Below are 19,624 nucleotides of genomic sequence, written 5' to 3'. Positions count from 1 at the left end.
AAGGGACAGGACATGACAGCGCCAACTGAAGTCAAATCTTCGCCGAGAATCGGCCTCGCTCTCGGGGGCGGCGGTCCACTGGGTGGCATTTACGAGATTGGAGCCCTGCGAGCGCTGGATGAAGCTCTGGAGGGGCTGGACTTCAATGACATTGATGTCTATGTCGGCGTAAATGCGGGCTCGTTCGTTGCCGCCAATCTGGCAAACCAGATGACGACCGCCCAGTTGTGCCGGATTTTTGTGCGCAATGAGGCTGAGGTTCATCCCTTCCACCCCGAAGTGTTCTATCGCCCAGCATTGCGGGAGATTGGTGGCCGGCTGCTGGCAGTGCCTGGCCTGATGGGCACGGCGCTTCGCCGCTTTATCAACAACCCATACGATCAGAGCCTGTTGGAAGCCCTTACGATTCTGGCCCAGGCAGCACCGGCAGGTTTTTTCGACAATGAAGCGCTGCACGAGTATCTCAAGCGGGCGTTCACCATGTTGGGGCGAACGAACGACTTTCGGCAACTGAAACGCAGCCTCTATATCATTGCGGCCGACGTTGAGAGTACCGAAGCGGTATGCTTTGGGGCGCCAGGCTTTGATCATGTGTCCATTTCCAAGGCGATTCAGGCCAGCACGGCGTCTCCCGGCCTGTACGTGCCCGTTGAGATCGATGGCCGCTATTACGTGGACGGGACCCTTCGCAAGGGGCTGCATGCGTCAGTGGCCTTTGAAGATGGGGCGGACCTGGTCTTCGCAGTGAACCCGCAGGTGCCCATTGATGCCAGTGCCGCCGTGAGGGCGGGTTCTATGAAGCCCGGGGAGCTTACCCGCTCCGGAATGCCGAACCTTCTGTCCCAGATGTTCCGGACGATGGTGTACTCGCGGATGCAGTCCGGGATCGCCCAGTACGGTCGTGATTATCCGGACAAGGACATACTCCTGTTCGAGCCGACCCGGGACGACGCCAAGCTATTCTTCTCTAACGTGTTCAGCTTCCAGTCACGGCGTATGGTGTGCGAGCATGCCTATCAGATGACGCGGAGAGATCTGCTGGCGCGGGCAGATCAGTTGGAGCCGACGTTGGCGAAGTATGGCATCAAGCTGAGGAGAGACCGCCTTGAGGACGAACAGCGGACAATCAGCACCAGCCTCTATGGTGAGATGCTGCCGCTGTACGTTGCCAAAGGACGAAAGAAAAACGCTGAAAAAGGCCGGTTGGCTTCAGGCCTTGAAAACGTCACGCACCTGTTCAGTAAGGCGCAGTAAGTTCTCTTCTCATGCCGTCCGGGGCTGCCAGAGCCCTGGCGGGCCCTGGCAAACCGACTATCACAGGATATAGCGGCTCAGGTCCTCGTCTTCAGACAGCTCCCCGAGTTTTTCGTTCACGTAGTCTGCGGTCACTTCAAAACCATCGGTAACTTTGTCGCCGGCATCGAAGGAGAGCACTTCCAGCAGGCGCTCCAGCACAGTATGCAGGCGCCGGGCACCGATGTTCTCAGTGGTTTCATTGACCTTCCAAGCAACTTCCGCAATGCGGGCGATGGCGTCGTCTGCGAAGGTCAGTTTGACACCTTCCGTGGCCATCAATGCTTCATATTGTTGCACCAGTGATGCATCAGGTTCGGTGAGGATGCGTTTGAAGTCGTCCGGGCTCAGGGCCTGAAGCTCAACCCGGATGGGAAGCCGGCCTTGCAGCTCCGGAATTAGGTCTGACGGCTTGGACAGGTGGAACGCACCGGAGGCAACGAACAGGATGTGATCTGTCCGAATCGAGCCATATTTGGTGCTGACGGTGCTGCCTTCAATCAACGGGAGCAGGTCGCGCTGGACACCTTCCCTGGACACATCAGACGATGTGTTCTCCGAACGCTTCGCCACTTTGTCGATTTCGTCAATAAACACAATGCCGTTCTGCTCGACCGCCTGAATGGCCTTCTGCTTGATTTCCTCTTCGTTGACCAGCTTAGCGGCCTCTTCATCCTTGGCATGCTTGAGCGCATCGGAGACTTTCATCTTTCGTGTCTTGCGCTTGTCGGAGGCGAGGTTGGAGAACATGCTCTGGAGCTGGTTGGTCATTTCCTCCATGCCCGGGGGGGCCATGATTTCAACACCGGCATTGCTGCTTCGAAGATCAATCTCGATTTCTTTGTCATCCAGCTCGCCCTCGCGAAGCTTTTTCCGGAAAAGCTGGCGGGTGGACGAGTCCTGGGAGCGTTGGCTGTCCTCCTCGAAATCCCGGGCCGGTGGCAGCAGAGCATCCAGAATACGCTCCTCGGCAGCATCGAGCGCCCGGTTTTCATGCAGCTTCATTTCCTTTTCCCGAAGCATCTTGATCGCCATGTCGGCCAGGTCGCGGATAATGGACTCGACATCGCGGCCAACATAGCCGACTTCGGTGAACTTTGTGGCCTCCACTTTCAGGAAAGGGGCGTCAGCAAGCTTCGCCAGGCGACGGGCAATTTCCGTTTTACCGACACCGGTCGGGCCGATCATCAGAATGTTCTTGGGTGTGATTTCGTCGCGCAGGCTGCTGTCCAGCTGCATACGGCGCCACCGGTTCCGGAGGGCAATTGCCACCGCGCGCTTGGCTTCTTCCTGGCCCACGATGTGTTTGTTGAGTTCGTGGACGATCTCACGGGGAGTCATTGCAGACATGTTTGCTCCGGATCACTCGTTGATGGGTAGCACTTCGAGGGTGCGGTTCTGGTTGGTGTAGATGCAGATATCGGCAGCAATCTCGAGACCCTTTTCCACTATCTCGTGGGCGGAAAGGGACGTGTTTTCAAGCAACGCCCTGGCAGACGCCTGGGCAAAGGGGCCGCCGGAACCAATGGCAATCAGGCCCTGTTCGGGTTCGATAACATCGCCGTTGCCAGTAATGATCAGCGATGCTGTTCTGTCAGCGACGGCGAGGAGTGCTTCAAGCTTTCGCAGAGCACGGTCCGTGCGCCAGTCTTTCGCCAGTTCTACGGCTGCCCGGGTGAGGTTGCCCTGATGTTTTTCCAGTTGGGCTTCGAATCGCTCAAACAATGTGAATGCGTCTGCGGTGCCTCCGGCAAACCCTGCAATCACCTGGCCGTTATAGAGGCGGCGTACCTTGCGGGCGTTGCCCTTCATTACTGTATTGCCGAGGGAAACCTGGCCGTCGCCTCCCATGGCAACTTCGTCATCGCGGCGGACCGAAAGTATGGTAGTCATTTGGGCTCCAATTGCCTGATTGAAATCGGTATTCAGGGAGTTATGGAGGCGCTGGGGGAGAATTCAAGTGCGGGGGACGTCGGCATCATTGCGGACCAAACTGAAACACGCCATGAATGCGTCCGTGTAGGCTCGGCTTCGCCATCCATTGCTTCGCACGGTTTCGTTTTGGCCCGGAATGACGCCTCCCGGAAATCCGGAATCAGCCCTCTTTAGGGATTTTCCGGATCAGGGGCTGGATGTTGATGGAGACCAGTTTGTCGATTGCGGAGTTCATCTGGCTGCGCGAGGTAAATGGCCCAACATTGACCCGGTACCAGATCGATCCGCTATCCAGGTCAATGCGTTGAACGCTGGCCCGGAGCCCCTGAAAGGCTATCTGGGCACGCTGTCGTTCGGCATCTTCCTTGCTGCGGAATGAGCCGGATTGCACGAGGTAGTTGTAGCTCTGCTTTGCCGGGCCTGGGGTGTATTCCTCGACATCCGGAGGAATCACCTCGGATTCCGGCAGCATTTCATAAAAACGGAAGTTCTGTTTTTTGCCATCCTGCTGGGCGGTTGCTTCTGGTGCGGGTGTTTCCTGCACTTCAGGCTGGGTTGTCTGCCGGTCTGCCTTCTGGCTGTTGTTTGTGGGTAAGCCATTCAGATACACAATGAATCCAATGAAACCGCCCACTGCAGCCAGCGAAAGAATCCATTTGAGCGACAGTCCACCCTGCTGGCGGTGTGCCGGAGAAGCAGGCTTAGACCTTGGCTTGGGTGAGCGCACGGGCTTACTCTGCTTCTTTCGTGGCGTAGCCGAAGGCTTGGCCTGTCGGTCCTTGCGGGCGTAATCTCGGGACATTGGGCGGCTTTACATCTCTTCCGGTGCGCTGACGCCCAGCAGGTCCAAGCCGTTGGCGATCACTTGGCGTACCGCCAGGTAAAGGCTCACTCGGGCATCGCGCAGGTTTTGATCTTCAATCAGTACCTTGTGGGCGTTGTAATAGGTGTGGAACTGACCCGCCAGATCCCGCAGGTAGTGAGTCAGGTGGTGCGGCTCACGCTGCTGCGCCGAGTTGGCGATCAGTTCCGGGTATTTCGCCAGTTGATTGGCCAGTTCTTTCTCTTCATCAAGTGTCAGTGCTGACAGGTCGCCACGGCATTCGTTCGCGCCGCGCTCCTCACCTTCCGCAGCGAGCTTCCTGAGCACGCTGCAGATTCGGGCATGGGCATACTGAATGTAGTAGACCGGATTTTCATTGGTCTGCGAGCGGGCCAAGTCGATGTCGAAGGTCAACTGAGAGTCAACGCGGCGGGCTGCGAGGAAGAAGCGAGTTGCATCGCGGCCAACTTCGTCGATCAGGTCCCGGACCGTGACATAGCTTCCGGCACGCTTGGAAATCTTAACTTCTTGCCCTGAGCGGGTGACCATGACCATCTGATGCAGCACATAATCCGGCCAGCCGGCGGGAATGCCTGCGTCCAGCGCCTGAAGGCCTGCTCGCACACGGGTAACCGTTGAATGATGGTCGGCGCCCTGTTCGTTGATCACGGTTGTGAAGCCGCGCTGCCATTTGTCCAGGTGGTAGGCTACATCCGGCAGGAAGTAAGTGTATCCGCCATCCTTCTTGCGCATTACCCGGTCTTTATCGTCGCCGAATTCAGTGGTTTTTAACCACATGGCGCCGTCCTGCTCGTATGTGAAACCGTTATCCCGTAGGCGATTGACGGTTGCTTCCACCTTGCCGTCTTCATACAGGGACGACTCGAGGAAATAGACGTCGAATTGGACGCCGAATGCCTTAAGGTCCAGATCCTGTTCGCGGCGAAGGTAGGCGACGGCAAACTCTCGAATAGCATCGCTGTCGTCGGCGTCGCCCTTGCCGGTCACTTCGCGGTCATCGGCGGTGACTGTTTCGCCTGCGAGGTAGGCCTGGGCCACGTCAATAATGTAGTCGCCCCGGTAACCGTCGGCAGGCCAGCTTTCATCATCGGGGGTCAGGCCTTTGGCGCGGGACTGAACGGACAGCGCCAGGTTGTTGATCTGGGCGCCGGCGTCGTTGTAGTAAAACTCGCGGGTTACGTCATAACCGTTGGCTTCCAGCAATCGACACAGACAATCGCCAATGGCGGCTCCCCTGCCGTGGCCAACGTGCAGTGGGCCGGTCGGGTTTGCTGACACGAATTCAACCTGAACCTTTTGGTCCTGACCGGAACGGTTCCGGCCGAAGGCGTCTCCCTCCTTGAGGATGGTCTCCACGATGGCGAATGCACTGGAGGTGCTCATGAAAAAGTTGATAAAGCCGGGACCCGCGATTTCCACTTTATCCACCGCTGAACTTTCCGGCAATCTTGCAATCAGGGCTTCAGCCAACTGTCGGGGTGGACAACCCGCAGACTTGGATGCCACCAGGGCAATATTGCAGGCGTAATCGCCATGGGCCTTGTCTTTGGTGTTGCCCACCTGTGGAGTAAAGGTTTGATCCGCCGGAAGGGTGCCTTCGGACTGAAGCTTGGCCAGCGCGGACTGGAGCAGCTCGGAAACGGTCTCTTTCATGCTGTCAGATGACTCGGTTTGCTGGAAGTTTGGGGTTGGGGCGGGGTGCCCGTTGTCATGTAGAAGGCGGGTATTATCGCGGAAAGGGGCTTTGTTCTCAAATTTGGCAGCCCTGCCGACAGAGGCAGGGCTGCCTTCGTTCAGTCGGTGACTGATATGTTTTCGACAAATGGTGCGTCATTGAAGGGCGAAGGAGGAGTAACCTCTACCGTCAACGTACCGGAGGAAGATGTATCGTCTGCCTCGAGAGTAACGCACTGTGTAATAGCGGTTTCTCTATAAGCGGTTGTCGTCGTGAGTTCGGAGGGGCCCACTAGGGCTCCATTTGTTGTGGAGTATTTAACTGAAGTCCCGCCAGGCGGTGGGCCTTGAACCAATGCCCCGCTTCCGTCACGGAACGCCCCGCCGATTTGGACGCAGATCTCTCCAGGGATTGCAACCGGGGTCGGCGTTAGAGTCGAGATCACAATGGAGTCACTCGCCATGAAGAGGCGGGCAGTCTGAGTGATCTCAAGAAGGCTTTCTGTGCAGTTACTGGCGTCATCAGCACACGCGGTGCCGTTGTATATGCCGTTTGCTGTGTCGTATTGACCGTTACTGTTGTAGTCAAAGTACTCCTCATCACCATCGCGAGATCCGTTCAGGTTCCGGTCAAGGAAGGCTTCGCCTTTGTCATCGTTTGTTGTGTTGAACTGGTCGTCGGCAGCAACATAAACACCGTCGCTGTTCAAGTCGCGGAAGCTTTCTTCGCCAACAGTTCTTGCAAGGATTAGCACGATGCCATTGTCAGGCCGCGGAGACTGACTAATCCACTCTATAGAGCATGCTCCATCTTGCAAAATACACTCGCTTTGAACTGATCCAGCATTCGTGAGGTAGTTAACAACCGCATCGCTGATTCGATTGTTGTTACGGTCCGCTGCTCTGATCGTAATGGGAACGGTCACCCCATCGTAATTCCTGGCGTTTGGCAGGAAGTTGTTTTCAATGGAAACCGAGAAGCTATCTTGGTCTGGAATCGTGGCACTGATTGAGATCGGTGCGGAAGTTGTCTGGATCGGAGTGCCGCTGTCCGGCGTGAAGGTGCCTGTGACACTGACGACTGTCGGAACCGTTCCGGCGCTGACTCTCGTTGTCGCTAATCCTTCCTCATCCGTCACTGTTGAGGTTTGGGATAGGGAAATGCCTCCGACGGTTGTGGAGAGGCTGAAGGTAATGTCCTCTCCGGTAGTAATGGCGTTTCCGTTTTTGTCGGTAAGCTTAAAGGTAACTTCTGAAACGCTCGGGCGGGTTCCGTTGGAGTTCCCGCTCAGTGCAATCGAATCAGGCGTAGCGCTTACGAACTCCAGTTCGCCAATTTCGGGAGCTGCGACGGTAATGTTCGCGGTTGCTGTCGAGCCATTTGATAGTCGGGCAGTGATTGTATCTGTTCCGGCACAACCTGCTTCATAGGTTGTACTGAATGACCCTGAGGTGGTTGTGATGGATGAGTCAAAAGAGGCGCTGGAGCAGAGCGAAGCTATCGTCGCTGTTGTTTCCGCTGCGTTGTACATCGCGTTGCCATCAGAGGCATTAACAACGTTGAAATCGAGTCGGGTAGATCCCCCGGCAGATAGAGAGCTCGCTGATACGTTCATCTGGCCGGATTGGAAGGATCCTCCGCTTCCTGTGCCAAGTTCAAGCGTGACCGTTTGCTGAGAATCGCCGTCACCCGTGCCGCCGCTAGATGAGCTATCGCCGGATGATGTACCGCCTGAGGATCCACCTGAACCGGCCAGTGCTGAGGAGTTTTCATCGCCACCGCAGGCGGCAAGAATGAGTGCAAACGACACCGCGGCCGTTCGAGCAATGAGTTTCCCTGACATTTCCAATCTCCATGGTTTCCATTTGGTCGTTGATGCTGTCCGTAAATCGGATATATAGGGGGGATCCGATTATATGACTTTTTCATGTTTCTTTATTAAAAGTCTGTCAGGATCTTAGCACAGGGTGCGTCAGAGGCTGGTAGGGTGGCTGGCCTTTCTTGTAAAAAAGTGTGAAATTCCATTTATTTCTGATGGCTTATCCCGTTTCCATGGGGTCGACATCAATCATCCATTTAACGCCAACAGGGAACTTCGTTTGCTCGAGTTTGTTGCAGATTTTTGACAAAAGAGTATTTAACAACTTTCTGTTTGTCGTGTTGAGAACGAGCTGAGCGCGATGTTTGTCGGCTCTTCGGGCAATGATTGCAGGTAAGGGGCCCCAGGTTTCAATCCCGGCCACCTGAGTGAGGCTCTTGATATGGTCAAGTACCTGAAGGCTTCCCTCCATGGTGGGCGATTCGGCCCGGAATATTGCCATGGAGCGGAATGGTGGAAGGTGGCAGTTCTGCCGCTCGTTCAACAGCTGGTCGGCCATCTCAAGGTATCTTCCATGGCAAAGTGTTTTCAGCAGCGGGTGGTCACTGTGACAGGTCTGGATCAGTACGCGCCCCGTTTTTTCACCTCTTCCTGCTCGTCCGCTGACCTGAAGTACCGTCTGCACTAGTTGCTCGGGGGCCCGGAAATCAACGCTGAACAGGCCACCATCGGCGTTTACGACAATCACAAGTGTGACGTTGGGGAAATCATGGCCTTTGGCCAGCATCTGGGTACCGACCAGTATGCATGGAGCGCCAGAGTTCACGCGCTCCAGGATCTTGTGGATGCTGTCCTTACGTTGGGTGCTGTCGCGGTCGACCCGGACCACGGGGGTGCCGGGGAAGGTGTCGGCCAGAATGTCTTCTGTTCTTTCTGTGCCTTGGCCAACCGGCTTGAATGCGTCACTTTGGCATTCCGGGCAATGGTCTCGTGCCGCCATCTGGAAGTCGCAGTGATGACAGCGCATGGCTCGGTCTTTGCGGTGGTAGGTCAGCTTTGAGTCGCACCTGGGGCACTCCATGGTGTGGCCGCAGTCAAAACACATCATCACGGGAGCAAAGCCGCGTCGATTCACAAATACCAGAACCTGCTCTCCATTCTCGATCGTCCTCCTGATTGCCTCAATGGCTGGTCGCGAGAGGCCGCCTTCCAGCGGGCGGCTGCGAATATCCAGCAGGCTGATTTCGGGAGGGCGGGCATTGCCGGCTCGTTCTTCGAGCCGAACCAGCGAGTACTTTCCCTGTTTTGCGTTCTGATAGGACTCCAGAGAGGGGGTGGCTGAGCCTAAAATGATGGGGCAGTCATTGAGGTGTGCGCGGTAGACCGCCAGGTCCCGCGCCGAATATCGAAAGCCTTCTCCCTGTTTGTACGAGCTGTCGTGCTCTTCGTCGACGATGATGGTTTTCAGGCAAGTAAATGGCAGTAGTACGGATGAGCGGGTCCCGATGAGTATCACGGGTTCGCCGTTGCGCACTCGCAGCCAGGTCGCGAGCCGCTCGCCGTCATTGAGCGCGGAATGCCAGAGTACAACCCTGTTTCCAAAATATCTCCGGAAGCGGGAGACTGTTTGTGGGGTGAGGTTGATTTCAGGGATCAGGACCAGCGCTTGCTTGTCATCGGGTAATTGGCGTTTCAGCTGGTGGAGATAGAGCTCCGTTTTGCCGCTTCCCGTGATGCCATAAAGGAGTGTTGAGCTGAACCCTTCCTGTAGTGTGGGAAGTTGAGCTGCTGCGTCGAGCTGAACTGGTGAGAGTTCAGGGCCTGGAAGGGGGGGGGGCTTATTTATTTCGACGGCTTCGAGTGCGTCAGTAGTGGATTCGGTCACCAGTCCTCTGTTGAGCAGTGAATCGAGTTGCGTCCGCGTAAAGCCGGCCTCCGTGATGTCCCGGGTAGAGGCCCCTTCCTCTTTCGAGGACAGCCAGTCGTACAGGGCTTTCTGTTTGTGGGCATTTGCTGGCAGCGGATTGGTGCTGGCTTGCGCTTGCCACCACTGTTGTTTTTTTTCATGGGCCGGGCGGCCTTTTCGGAGTGCTGGAGGAAGTGCGGTAAACAGGCACTCCCCAGTAGGATGCTGGTAATAAGTACTGGCCCATTTGAGGAGATTCAGAGTTTCGGAGGGAAGTGCTGACCATTCCTCCAGCGTTGAGAGTATGGGTTTGAGGGCGATCCCCGGTGTGGGGGATGACTCTGTATCCACTACCAGGCCGATGGCTTGTTGGCGGCCGAACGGGATTCGCACTCGTTGCCCCGGATGGAGCTTGAGGCCATCCGGGATGGTGTAGTCAAAGAGCCGGCGAAGGGGGCGGTTAACTGCGATGCGGGCCGTTTTCAGCACAAGACGTTCCAATGTTGGGGGTGAATCACGGTATTTGCTTATCCTGTGGTCGCCGCTCCAGGGCCTCGGCTCCGCGGGTCACTGTGGCTCATGGGCTTGTGATGCTTGCCTGCCACTGAAATAGCAAGTAAGATTCGCGGTCTGATTTCGGCAGGGCATGATTGTGCCCCGTCTTATTAATGGATTCAAACATGCGGTGCCTGACACTTCAGCTGAAGCATCAGTTGCGTGATCTGGTAGCGGCATGACCCAACGAGGTTCGCCATGAAAGAAGGTATTCATCCCAAGTACGAAGACATCACCGCTACCTGTTCCTGCGGTAATGTGATCAAGACCCGTTCAACCGTGGGCCACGATCTGCAGCTGGACGTGTGCTCCCAGTGCCACCCGTTCTACACCGGCAAGCAGAAGGTCATGGACACAGGTGGTCGTATCGATCGCTTCAACAAGCGTTTCGGTGGCCGGATTGGTGGCAAGAAAGACTGATAAGTCTTTCCGAAACCGGAAAAGCGCCGTCAGGCGCTTTTTTTGTGTCTGGGCGATATGGGAAGGCGGAGCGTCTGTGTACGCAATTTGCCTTATTGACTGTTCGAAAAATGTTCGATTGCCACTTGTCGTTTCAGGTCTGGCGCGCCATAATGGCGCGCTCCGTTGGGCGGAGCGTCCAGCGGTTTTAACCTTTAAACGTGAAAAACGGAACAGTGGCAATGTCTCAAGATCTGAAAGAAGCAGCCCTTGAATATCACGCCAAGCCGCGGCCTGGTAAGGTGAGCGTCGAGATTACCAAGCCGACTCTGACCTCCCGCGATCTTTCGCTGGCGTATAGCCCCGGGGTTGCCGAGCCGGTCCGCGAGATCGCAAAGGACCCGGAGAATGCATACAAATACACCGCCAAGGGTAACCTGGTGGCTGTGATCTCTGATGGTTCTGCGATTCTTGGTCTGGGCAACCTGGGTCCGCTGGCGAGTAAGCCGGTAATGGAAGGCAAGGGCGTACTGTTCAAGCGCTTTGCTGGAATCGATGTTTTCGATATCGAGGTTGATTCCGAAAGCCCGCAGGCGTTTATTGAGACGGTCGAGCGTATTGCCGATACCTTTGGTGGTATCAACCTCGAGGACATCAAGGCACCTGAGTGCTTCGAGATTGAGCGAGCTCTGATCGAAAAGTGTAACGTGCCGGTTTTCCATGATGACCAGCATGGTACAGCGATTGTTACTGCAGCAGGCATGATCAATGCCCTCGAGTTGCAGGGCAAGAAGATTGAAGAAGCAAAAGTGGTGTGCCTCGGTGCGGGTGCTGCTGCTGTTGCGTGCATGAAGCTGCTGATCAGTTGCGGTATTCGCTCTGAGAACATCTTCATGCTTGACCGTAAGGGTGTGATCCACTCTGGTCGTGAGGATCTGAATCAGTACAAGGCAATGTTCGCCAACGATACTGACAAGCGTACTCTGGACGATGCCATTGATGGTGCAGATGTTTTCGTTGGCCTGTCTGGTCCCGATCTGCTGAGTGCCGATCAGCTCAAGAAAATGGCCCCGAATCCTATCGTATTCGCATGTTCCAACCCGGATCCTGAAATCAGTCCCGAGGTTGCTCTTGAGGTTCGTGATGATCTCATCATGGCTACCGGTCGGTCTGATTACCCGAACCAGGTGAACAATGTTCTGGGCTTCCCTTTCATTTTCCGTGGAGCGCTTGACGTTCGCGCCAGTGCGATCAACGAGGAAATGAAGGTTGCCGCGGTTCACGCTATTCGTGAGCTGGCAAAAGAGCCTGTTCCTCAGGAAATCTGTGAAGCATACGGGGTAGAGCGCTTCGAATTTGGCAAGGAATACATCATTCCGAAGCCGATGGACGTTCGTCTTTTGGAGGTAGTGCCTGCAGCGGTCGCTCGTGCAGCGGTTGATTCAGGTGTTGCTCGCGATCCGTATCCGGCGCACTATCCGCTCAAGTCCATGGATGACATTATCTGAGGTCGTTCTGGCGTAATAAAAAAACCGGCGGTGATCCCGCCGGTTTTTTTATGCCTTGTTGGTTTAGAAGATCTGCCTGGATAGGTCTTCACCTGCGCCATTTCCAGTGCCCTGATTGTCATCCTCAGGAGCGAGAGCTGGTGGCGCGTCCTCTTCTTTGAATATCTCGAAAACGGCTTCTTCGCCAGGCCTTGCGCGTTTGCCCGTTTCGGGGTTGATGCGAATGTTAACGATGCCGTTAGGGCGCGGCATGAAAGCTGGCGGAGTTCCGTCGAGCGCGACTCGCATATAGTCAATCCAGATGGGCAGAGCGGTGCTGGCTCCAAATTCCCTGCGGCCCAGAGGGGCTGGTTGGTCGAAGCCTACCCAGGTTGTGGTTGCAATCTCGTGATTGTAGCCGGCAAACCAGGTATCTTTTTGCTCGTTAGTTGTTCCGGTTTTTCCGGCGATGTCATCCCGGCCAAGTGCCAGTGCTCGCCGCCCTGTTCCTCGCCGTATCACGTCTCTCATCATTGAGTGCAGGATATAGACGGAGCGCTTGTCTGCGAGTCGACGCATGACTCGCGTTTCAGGTTTGGTTGCATCGTTGTCGCTTTTTGCGGCGTCGTCTGAATATTCCGGCGAGCGATCGGTGAAGTCGATGTCTGTCGTGGCGGTAACCTTGTTTTCGATGTTGTCACAGTCCTGATCGCACAGAATGGTTCTGGGAGCTTCGTAGAGCACTTCTCCGTGAACATCCTGGATGCTTTTGATCAGATAAGGTTGCACGTCGTAGCCGCCATTGGCGATGACAGCAAGTCCCCGTGCCAGTTCCATGGGGGTGAGCTGGCCGCTGCCAAGTGACAGAGAGAGGTTGCTGGGCATGTTCTCTGTCGGGATCTTGAGTTGTTTAAGGTAGTCCAGGGTGTTCTGGATGCCGAGGTCTCTCAGCAATCGTATGGAAACAATATTTCTGGAGCGGTAAAGCGCTTCCCGAAGTCGTGTCGGGCCATAAAACTGACCGGATGAATTCTGTGGGCGCCAGGCTGTTTCGAGTTCTTCGTCATCGAAAACGATCGGGGCATCGTTGTAAATGGTTGCAGGTGTTTTCCCGTTCTCAAGGGCTGACAGATAAAGGAAGGGTTTGAAGGTTGAGCCTGGCTGTCGGCGAGCCTGAATCGCCCGGTTGTATTTGCTTTGTCTGAAGCTATAGCCGCCGGTCAGAGCTTCGATGGCCCCAGTATCAGCCTTAATAGAAATAAGGGCGCCTTCCACTCTGGGCACTTGTGCCAACCTGGCGTTGGGCTTTGCATTGGCCCTGGGCTCGGTGTTTGGCTTCTGATCGATGTGTACGTACACCACATCGCCGGTGCTAAGTATGTCTGAGGGCTTGTCGGGTTCAGGACCTGTAAGGTTGTCCGTTTTATAACGCCGGGCCCAGGTCATGCTTTCAAATGGCATGATGGTCTCGCCAACATTTCTCGTAAATACGGTAGCGAGTTGTTGCTTGTCGTCGACGCCTGTCACGATTGCGGGCACCAGAGTCTCCACTCTCGGGTAATTGAGTATCAGGTCGGAGAGTTCGTTATTGCCAAGTTGGGTCTTGTCCAGGTGTCCAATAGGGCCCCGGAATCCGTGGCGGCGGTCGTAGGCTTCCAGACCCTCTCGAAGTACATCCGTTGCCGTTTGTTGTTTCACGCTGTTGACTGTGAGGGTAACGGTATACCCGTCTGTATAGGCGGCCTCGCCAAAGCGTTCGACCATTTCGGATCGGGCCATCTCGGCTACGTAATCGGCATCCACTTCGGCATCCGTCGCGTTGTAGGTCGCAGTAATGGGGGCTGTAACGGCCAGGTCGTGTGCGTCCGGTGTTATGTAGCCCAGGTCTCGCATCCGGCCAAGTATCCAGTTGCGGCGGATCATGGCTCTTTCCGGGTTTGCCAGCGGGTTGTAGGCTGAGGGTGCTTTTGGAAGACCGGCCAGCATCGCCATCTGGGCAAGGCTCAGCTCATTGACGGGTTTGTCGTAGTAAACCTGCGAAGCTGCGGCAATACCATAGGCGCGGTTGCCCAGGTAAATCTTGTTCAGATAGAGCTCGAGTATCCGGTTTTTGTCCAGTTCACGCTCGATCTGAAGTGCCAGAAGTATCTCATTGAACTTGCGAATAAAGGTCCGGTCGCGTGACAAAAAGTAATTTTTTGCAACCTGCATAGTGATGGTGCTGCCGCCGGACTGGATCGAGCCGGTGGACACGAGTTGGATGGCAGCCCGCGCCAGGCCTTTGATGTCGACTCCGAAGTGCTCATAAAAACGTGCGTCTTCCGCAGCCATAAAGGCTTGTAACTGAATTGTTGGGATCTGTTCTATTGTGATAGGTGCCCTTCTCTTTTCACCGAATTCTGCTATTAATTTGCTGTCTTCGCTATATACCCGCAGCGGTGTCTGCAGTTTGATGTCGAGAAGTTGTTCGACAGGTGGAAGCCCGGGGCGAAGGTATAGATAAAAGCCGGCAGTGACGATAACTGAGATGCTCAGTCCGGTAAGGAATAGCCAGGCTAAAAGGCGAGATGTGCGCAACAAATGGGACATTTTTTTCTGACAACTGTTGGATATAGGTCTATCATTTGAGAAATTGCTTTAGGAAGGAAGAATCGCTTCTCTGTTGCAAAGCCTCTCAATAAAACGAAGAAATGGCATTGTAGACGGAAAACAGAAGAAATTCTCTTAAATTAAAAACACATAAGTAACGTAACCGGGTGCATCTAACCAGGTATAGGGTGAGCGCGTGTTCGGATTGTTTGGGAAGAAATCCAGTGCTGTGTTGGGCGTGGACATCAGCTCCAGCTCGGTCAAGCTGCTGGAACTGTCGAAGCAGGGTGGCCGTTTCAAGGTCGAGAGCTACGCAGTTGAGCCGTTGCCGGCGAATGCTGTTGTCGAGAAAAATATCACGGATGTTGAGGCGGTTGGTGAGGTCCTCAAACGCGTAGCATCCAAATCCCGCACAAGCGTCAAGCAGGTGGCCGTTGCTGTGTCGGGATCGGCTGTTATCACGAAACAGATTGAGATGGATGGCGGCCTCAACGAATTTGAAATGGAAGACCAGATCGCCTTGGAGGCTGATCAGTACATTCCATATCCGTTAGATGAGGTTGCGATCGATTTTGAAGTTCAGGGTCCCTCAGAAACAAACCCCGATCAGGTTGATGTCCTTCTTGCGGCATGTCGCAAAGAAAACGTCGATATTCGCGAAGACGCGTTGGAGATTGCTTCTTTGTCTGCAAAGGTCGTGGATGTTGAGGCCTATGCTCTGGAACGAGCCTACACCTTGATCGAGCCTCAGCTTGAATCCCAGGGTGAAGAGCTCGTTGTGGCGATTGTCGATGTCGGTGCGACCATGACGACTCTGAGCGTTCTCGCTGAAGGTAAGACGGTTTACACCCGGGAACAGATTTTTGGTGGTAAACAGCTGACCGAGGAAATTCAGCGACGTTATGGTTTGTCGCTGGAGGAAGCGGGGCTTGCCAAAAAACAGGGTGGCCTACCAGACGATTACGAGTCCGAGGTCCTGACACCATTCCGTGAGGCCGTGGTCCAGCAGGTTGCACGGGCACTCCAGTTCTTCTTCGGTGCCAGCCAGTACAACGCAGTCGATTACGTCGTTCTGGCTGGGGGAACAGCCTCGATTCAGGGGTTGACTGAGATGGTCGAGGAAAAGACCGGGACTCCCACGGTGGTAGCAAATCCGTTTGCAGATATGGCGGTCGGCTCGCGGGTAAACGCATCTGCCCTTGGTAATGATGCTCCTTCGCTGATGATCGCTTGTGGCCTGGCGATGAGGAGCTTTGACTGATGGCAAATATCAACCTCAGACCCTGGCGCGAAGAGCTCAGGGCAGAGAAACAGAAACAGTTTGTGGTGATGATCCTCGGTGCAGCGATCGTGGCGGCCGGGCTTGTGTTCCTCTGGAAAACGGATATGGACAGCCGGATCGCTTACCAGGAATCCCGCAACGCCTACATTGAAACAGCAACCAAAAAACTTGATCAGCAGATCCGAGAAATTCAGGCGCTCAAGAAGAAGCGGGATGAGCTGCTTGCGCGGATGGAGGTTATTCAGGACCTTCAGGGCAAGCGTCCTGTCATCGTGCGTGTATTCGATGAGCTGGTCAGGACCTTGCCCGATGGCCTGTTCTACACTGACCTTAAGAGGCAGGGCGATACCGTTAGCATCGTCGGTATGGCCGAGTCGAATAGCCGGATTTCCGGGTTGATGAGACAGTTCGAGGAGTCGGATTGGTTTGCTGATCCGAACCTGTCGAATGTGTCGGCGGCAGACAAGCAGCGGGCTGGATACAGTCAGTTCAACATGTCTGTTAAGCAGAAAACACCTGAGCCCGAAGGGGAGGATAAATAATGAGCCTCGCGGACTCTCTGAAAAGTCTCAATGAATTTGATATCAACGACCTAGACGTTAATAACGCTGGTATCTGGCCTCTTCCGGTCAAGATTATTGTGGCTCTGATCGTCTTTGGCCTCATCGCCGGCGGCGGTTACTGGTTCTTCATCAAGGATCAGTACATGCAGCTTGATCGCGTTGAGAAAGTTGAACTGGATCTTCGAAAAAAATACGAAGCAAAGGCCTACCAGGTAGCCAATCTGGAAGTGTTCAAAGCCCAGATGGCTGAGATGGAGGAAACGTTTGGTGCTTTGGTGCGGCAGCTTCCCAGCGAGACTGAGGTTCCTGGGCTTCTTGAAGATATTACCAACACAGCGCTGGGCAGTGGCCTGGCTCTGAAGCAAGTGAAGTTGCAGGCGGAGCAGCGCCGTGATTTTTACGCTGAGTTGCCCATCAATATTCAGGTTTCAGGTTCCTATCACGAGCTTGCATCATTTGTGAGCAGCGTTGCGGCCCTTCCCAGGATTGTTACGCTTCACGACCTTACTATCAAACCAACTGGCGGAGACGGAGAGCGACTGGATATGCAGGTTTTGGCTCGTACATACCGCTACCGGGCTGGAGAATGAGCATGGAAGGAAAACATGCGGTTAAAGCCTGGTTCGGTGTCTGTCTGGTGACGTTTCTTACGGCCTGTTCCCAAGGCGGAGGCTTTGCGGATCTGGATAAGTTCATGGCAGACACTCGGGCCAAACCAAGAGGCCACGTTGAGCCGCTGCCGGAATTCAAAGCATACGAGGCATTTAGCTACTCTGCCGCGGATCGACGAGCACCTTTTGAGCCGCCGATTGATGTTCAACTGACGATGGTCGATAACGAGCCAGTCAGTGACGTGGAGCCGAATCTGGATCGGCCTCGTGAGGTCCTTGAGAATTTTGATCTCAAGTCGCTGAATATGGTCGGCACTCTCCAGAGGGTTGAAGGAGGCCTGTTCGCCCTGATCAAGGATAGTACTGGTGGAATTCACCGGGTCCGTGCCGGAAACTACATGGGGCAAAACTATGGCCGAATCGTCGGAATCAGTGAAACCCGGATCGAATTGATTGAGATCGTTCCAAATGGCCGGGGTGGATGGGTTGAGCGTCCTCGCTCCCTGACACTGGATGAGGAAGCTGGCTAAGGAGCGGCAGTGATGATTGAAAGAAACATGCATGAACAAAAAAGTTTGGGGTCGAGGCTAGCGATGTTCAGAAAACTCAATGTATACGTCGGCGCAGTTGCTTTGGGATTGTTGTCCGGCCTGGCCCAGGCGGTCACGCTGGAAGACGTGTCATTCTCGTCGCTACCAGGGGAGCGCCTGGAGGTGACCTTGAAGTTTGATGGTGCCCCGCCGGAGCCGACGGGATATACCATTGAGAAGCCCGCTCGTATTGCTGTCGATCTCAAAGATACGACAAGCGGTCTTGAGAGCCGCAGCATCCCTCTCGGCTCTGGTAATGCTCAGAGCATGACGGTAGTTGAAACCAAGGATCGTACCCGTCTGATCTTCAACCTGGTTGAGTTGGTACCCTACGATACGTCGCGGGCAAACAACTCACTGGTTATGACGATTGGTAGCGAGGGCGTCGCCGGCGGCAGTGGCGCAATGTCGACATCGGCAGAGCCTGCGACTACCCGGGCTGTTTCAGCTCCGAACACCCTCGCGGGTGTTGATTTCCGCCGGGGAAAAGATGGCGAGGGCAGGGTTGTTGTTGATCTGGGTAGCGCTGCAGCAGCGGTTGACCTCTCCGAGTTGGGTGGCAAAATCCGGCTGACCATGCCAGACCTGGCAGTGCCGGATAACCTCAGGCGCCGTCTGGATGTCACCGACTTTGCCACTCCTGTCACACGCATCGACACCTTTGTTGAAGGTGGCGACGCAATCGTCGAGATCCGACCGCAGGGTAATTACGATTATATTGCTTACCAGTCAGGTAGCGAGTTTACCGTGAGTGTTGAGGAGCTGACCGAGCAGGAAGCCGAGGCTCGCAGGGAAGAGAAGTTCCCATACTCTGGCGAAAAGCTGTCTCTGAACTTCCAGGACATCGAAGTACGCTCTGTCCTCCAGTTGATTGCAGACTTCACCGGTCTGAATCTGGTAGCCAGTGATACGGTCGGCGGTAGCATTACCTTGCGGCTTCAGAACGTACCCTGGGATCAGGCTCTGGACCTGATCCTCAAAACCAAGGGCCTGGATAAGCGTCAAATTGGTAACGTACTTCTTGTTGCACCGGCGGATGAGATTGCCGCGCGTGAGAAACTGGAGTTGGAGACAACCAAGCAGATCGCGGAGCTCGCTCCCGTTCGCCTCGACATTATTCAGGTCAACTACGCCAAGGCTGGTGACATTGTAGCGCTGATCAAAGCTGACGCAGAGCTGATTTCCGAGCGCGGCTTTGTCTCGTCGGATGTTCGTACCAACACAATCAGTGTTCGCGAAACTTCCGACAAGTTAGAAGAAATCCGTAGGCTGGTGTCTACCTGGGATGTGCCCGTCCGCCAGGTGTCCATCGAAGCGCGGATTGTGCGGGCACAAACCAACGTCGCGGAGGATTTGGGTATTCGCTGGGGTGGCGCTGCCTATGACGTCAGTGGTGATAACGTCTTCGCCATTGGCGGTTCTCAGGAGTCTGTTGAAGAAGCCAGGCAAGCCGCGGCTGGTAATAACAACACCATCACCTTCCCGGGGGCCCTGGCTGTTGATCTGGGTGTGACTGGCGAGGGCGCCTCCTCGTTTGCCATTGGCTGGGGAAGCGATGACTTCCTCGTTGATCTCGAATTGTCGGCTCTGGAGAGTGATGGCCAGGCGGAAGTTGTCTCCCAGCCTCGAGTTGTCACTGCTGACCGTCAGACTGCATCCATCAAGTCGGGTGAGGAGATTCCTTATCAGGAAGCATCCTCCAGCGGTGCCACGTCAGTGTCCTTCAAGGAAGCCGTACTGTCCCTGGAGGTGACTCCTCAGATCACGCCGGACGACAAGATCATCATGGATCTGGTTGTGAATCAGGACTCTCGTGGTGAAGTGACCGCAGGTATACCGTCCATCAACACCAACGAGGTGACCACTCAGGTGCTGGTAGGAAATGGGGAGACGGTTGTTCTGGGCGGTATTTTCCAGTCCGAACTGGCGACGCAAACCACCAAAACCCCGTTCCTTGGTGATATTCCTTACCTTGGCCGTCTGTTCAAGCGCACGGAACACATTGATGAGCGCAGTGAACTGCTGATTTTCATCACCCCGAAAATCGTCAAGAGTGATCTGATCCAGTAACAGTCG

15 protein-coding genes are annotated in these 19,624 nt (G+C 55.0%); 8 read left to right on the top strand and 7 right to left on the bottom strand.

Features of this window, described 5'->3' with window-relative positions; translation table 11 throughout:
* Positions 1 to 12: 12 nt before the first annotated feature.
* Positions 13 to 1,254: a patatin-like phospholipase family protein gene (locus tag D777_RS16975; RefSeq protein ID WP_036134741.1), complete on the top strand. Its 1,242-nt coding sequence runs from the start codon at positions 13 to 15 to the stop codon at positions 1,252 to 1,254.
* Between the two features lie 60 nt (positions 1,255 to 1,314).
* On the opposite strand, the gene hslU is transcribed toward D777_RS16975, so the two are convergent.
* The 6 genes from hslU to D777_RS16940 all read right to left on the bottom strand — a co-directional run bounded on the left by hslU (position 1,315) and on the right by D777_RS16940 (position 9,961).
* The gene (gene hslU / locus D777_RS16970; protein WP_036134738.1) at positions 1,315 to 2,643 is read right to left on the bottom strand and encodes an HslU--HslV peptidase ATPase subunit; all 1,329 of its coding nucleotides are present in this window, start codon (positions 2,641 to 2,643) and stop codon (positions 1,315 to 1,317) included.
* Positions 2,644 to 2,655: 12 nt separating this feature from the next.
* The gene (gene hslV / locus D777_RS16965; RefSeq protein WP_036134735.1) at positions 2,656 to 3,186 is read right to left on the bottom strand and encodes an ATP-dependent protease subunit HslV; all 531 of its coding nucleotides are present in this window, start codon (positions 3,184 to 3,186) and stop codon (positions 2,656 to 2,658) included.
* Positions 3,187 to 3,388: 202 nt separating this feature from the next.
* Positions 3,389 to 4,030, bottom strand: a complete 642-nt coding sequence (locus D777_RS16960; protein ID WP_036134732.1) for an SPOR domain-containing protein — start codon at positions 4,028 to 4,030, stop codon at positions 3,389 to 3,391.
* Between the two features lie 9 nt (positions 4,031 to 4,039).
* Positions 4,040 to 5,725 carry an arginine--tRNA ligase gene (argS, locus tag D777_RS16955; protein ID WP_036134729.1) on the bottom strand — a complete coding sequence of 562 codons (1,686 nt, stop codon included), beginning with the start codon at positions 5,723 to 5,725 and terminating at the stop codon, positions 4,040 to 4,042.
* Positions 5,726 to 5,865: 140 nt separating this feature from the next.
* Positions 5,866 to 7,590 (bottom strand): Ig-like domain-containing protein, encoded by a 1,725-nt coding sequence (locus D777_RS17960; protein ID WP_150112671.1) that lies wholly within the window; start codon positions 7,588 to 7,590, stop codon positions 5,866 to 5,868.
* 196 nt (positions 7,591 to 7,786) lie between these two features.
* The gene (locus D777_RS16940; protein ID WP_036134971.1) at positions 7,787 to 9,961 is read right to left on the bottom strand and encodes a primosomal protein N'; all 2,175 of its coding nucleotides are present in this window, start codon (positions 9,959 to 9,961) and stop codon (positions 7,787 to 7,789) included.
* Positions 9,962 to 10,225: 264 nt separating this feature from the next.
* Between D777_RS16940 and rpmE the strand changes: the two genes are divergently transcribed.
* Both rpmE and D777_RS16930 read left to right on the top strand, forming a co-directional pair.
* Positions 10,226 to 10,447: a 50S ribosomal protein L31 gene (gene rpmE, locus D777_RS16935; RefSeq protein ID WP_036134724.1), complete on the top strand. Its 222-nt coding sequence runs from the start codon at positions 10,226 to 10,228 to the stop codon at positions 10,445 to 10,447.
* A gap of 221 nt (positions 10,448 to 10,668) precedes the next feature.
* Positions 10,669 to 11,934: a malic enzyme-like NAD(P)-binding protein gene (locus tag D777_RS16930; protein ID WP_036134722.1), complete on the top strand. Its 1,266-nt coding sequence runs from the start codon at positions 10,669 to 10,671 to the stop codon at positions 11,932 to 11,934.
* Positions 11,935 to 11,997: 63 nt separating this feature from the next.
* Here D777_RS16930 and D777_RS16925 read toward each other — a convergent pair whose 3' ends face one another.
* Positions 11,998 to 14,502 carry a penicillin-binding protein 1A gene (locus tag D777_RS16925; RefSeq protein WP_036134720.1) on the bottom strand — a complete coding sequence of 835 codons (2,505 nt, stop codon included), beginning with the start codon at positions 14,500 to 14,502 and terminating at the stop codon, positions 11,998 to 12,000.
* Positions 14,503 to 14,698: 196 nt separating this feature from the next.
* Here D777_RS16925 and D777_RS16920 point away from each other — a divergent pair, with 196 nt between their 5' ends.
* From D777_RS16920 to pilQ, 5 genes are all read left to right on the top strand, one after another.
* Positions 14,699 to 15,763 (top strand): pilus assembly protein PilM, encoded by a 1,065-nt coding sequence (locus D777_RS16920; protein WP_036134718.1) that lies wholly within the window; start codon positions 14,699 to 14,701, stop codon positions 15,761 to 15,763.
* Positions 15,763 to 16,326: a PilN domain-containing protein gene (locus D777_RS16915; RefSeq protein ID WP_036134715.1), complete on the top strand. Its 564-nt coding sequence runs from the start codon at positions 15,763 to 15,765 to the stop codon at positions 16,324 to 16,326. Before D777_RS16920 ends, D777_RS16915 begins: the two co-directional genes overlap by 1 nt.
* Positions 16,326 to 16,937, top strand: a complete 612-nt coding sequence (gene pilO, locus D777_RS16910) for a type IV pilus inner membrane component PilO (protein ID WP_036134712.1) — start codon at positions 16,326 to 16,328, stop codon at positions 16,935 to 16,937. The genes D777_RS16915 and pilO overlap by 1 nt, the downstream gene beginning before the upstream one ends.
* A gap of 2 nt (positions 16,938 to 16,939) precedes the next feature.
* On the top strand, positions 16,940 to 17,488 hold the full coding sequence (locus D777_RS16905; RefSeq protein WP_036134710.1) for a pilus assembly protein PilP: 549 nt from the start codon (positions 16,940 to 16,942) through the stop codon (positions 17,486 to 17,488).
* A 63-nt stretch (positions 17,489 to 17,551) separates the two neighbouring features.
* Positions 17,552 to 19,618 (top strand): type IV pilus secretin PilQ, encoded by a 2,067-nt coding sequence (gene pilQ, locus D777_RS16900; protein ID WP_227501823.1) that lies wholly within the window; start codon positions 17,552 to 17,554, stop codon positions 19,616 to 19,618.
* Positions 19,619 to 19,624: the final 6 nt, after the last annotated feature.

The organism is Marinobacter nitratireducens, assembly GCF_000708045.1.
GTDB lineage: Bacteria > Pseudomonadota > Gammaproteobacteria > Pseudomonadales > Oleiphilaceae > Marinobacter > Marinobacter nitratireducens.
This window is presented reverse-complemented; position numbering and strand designations above follow the sequence as displayed.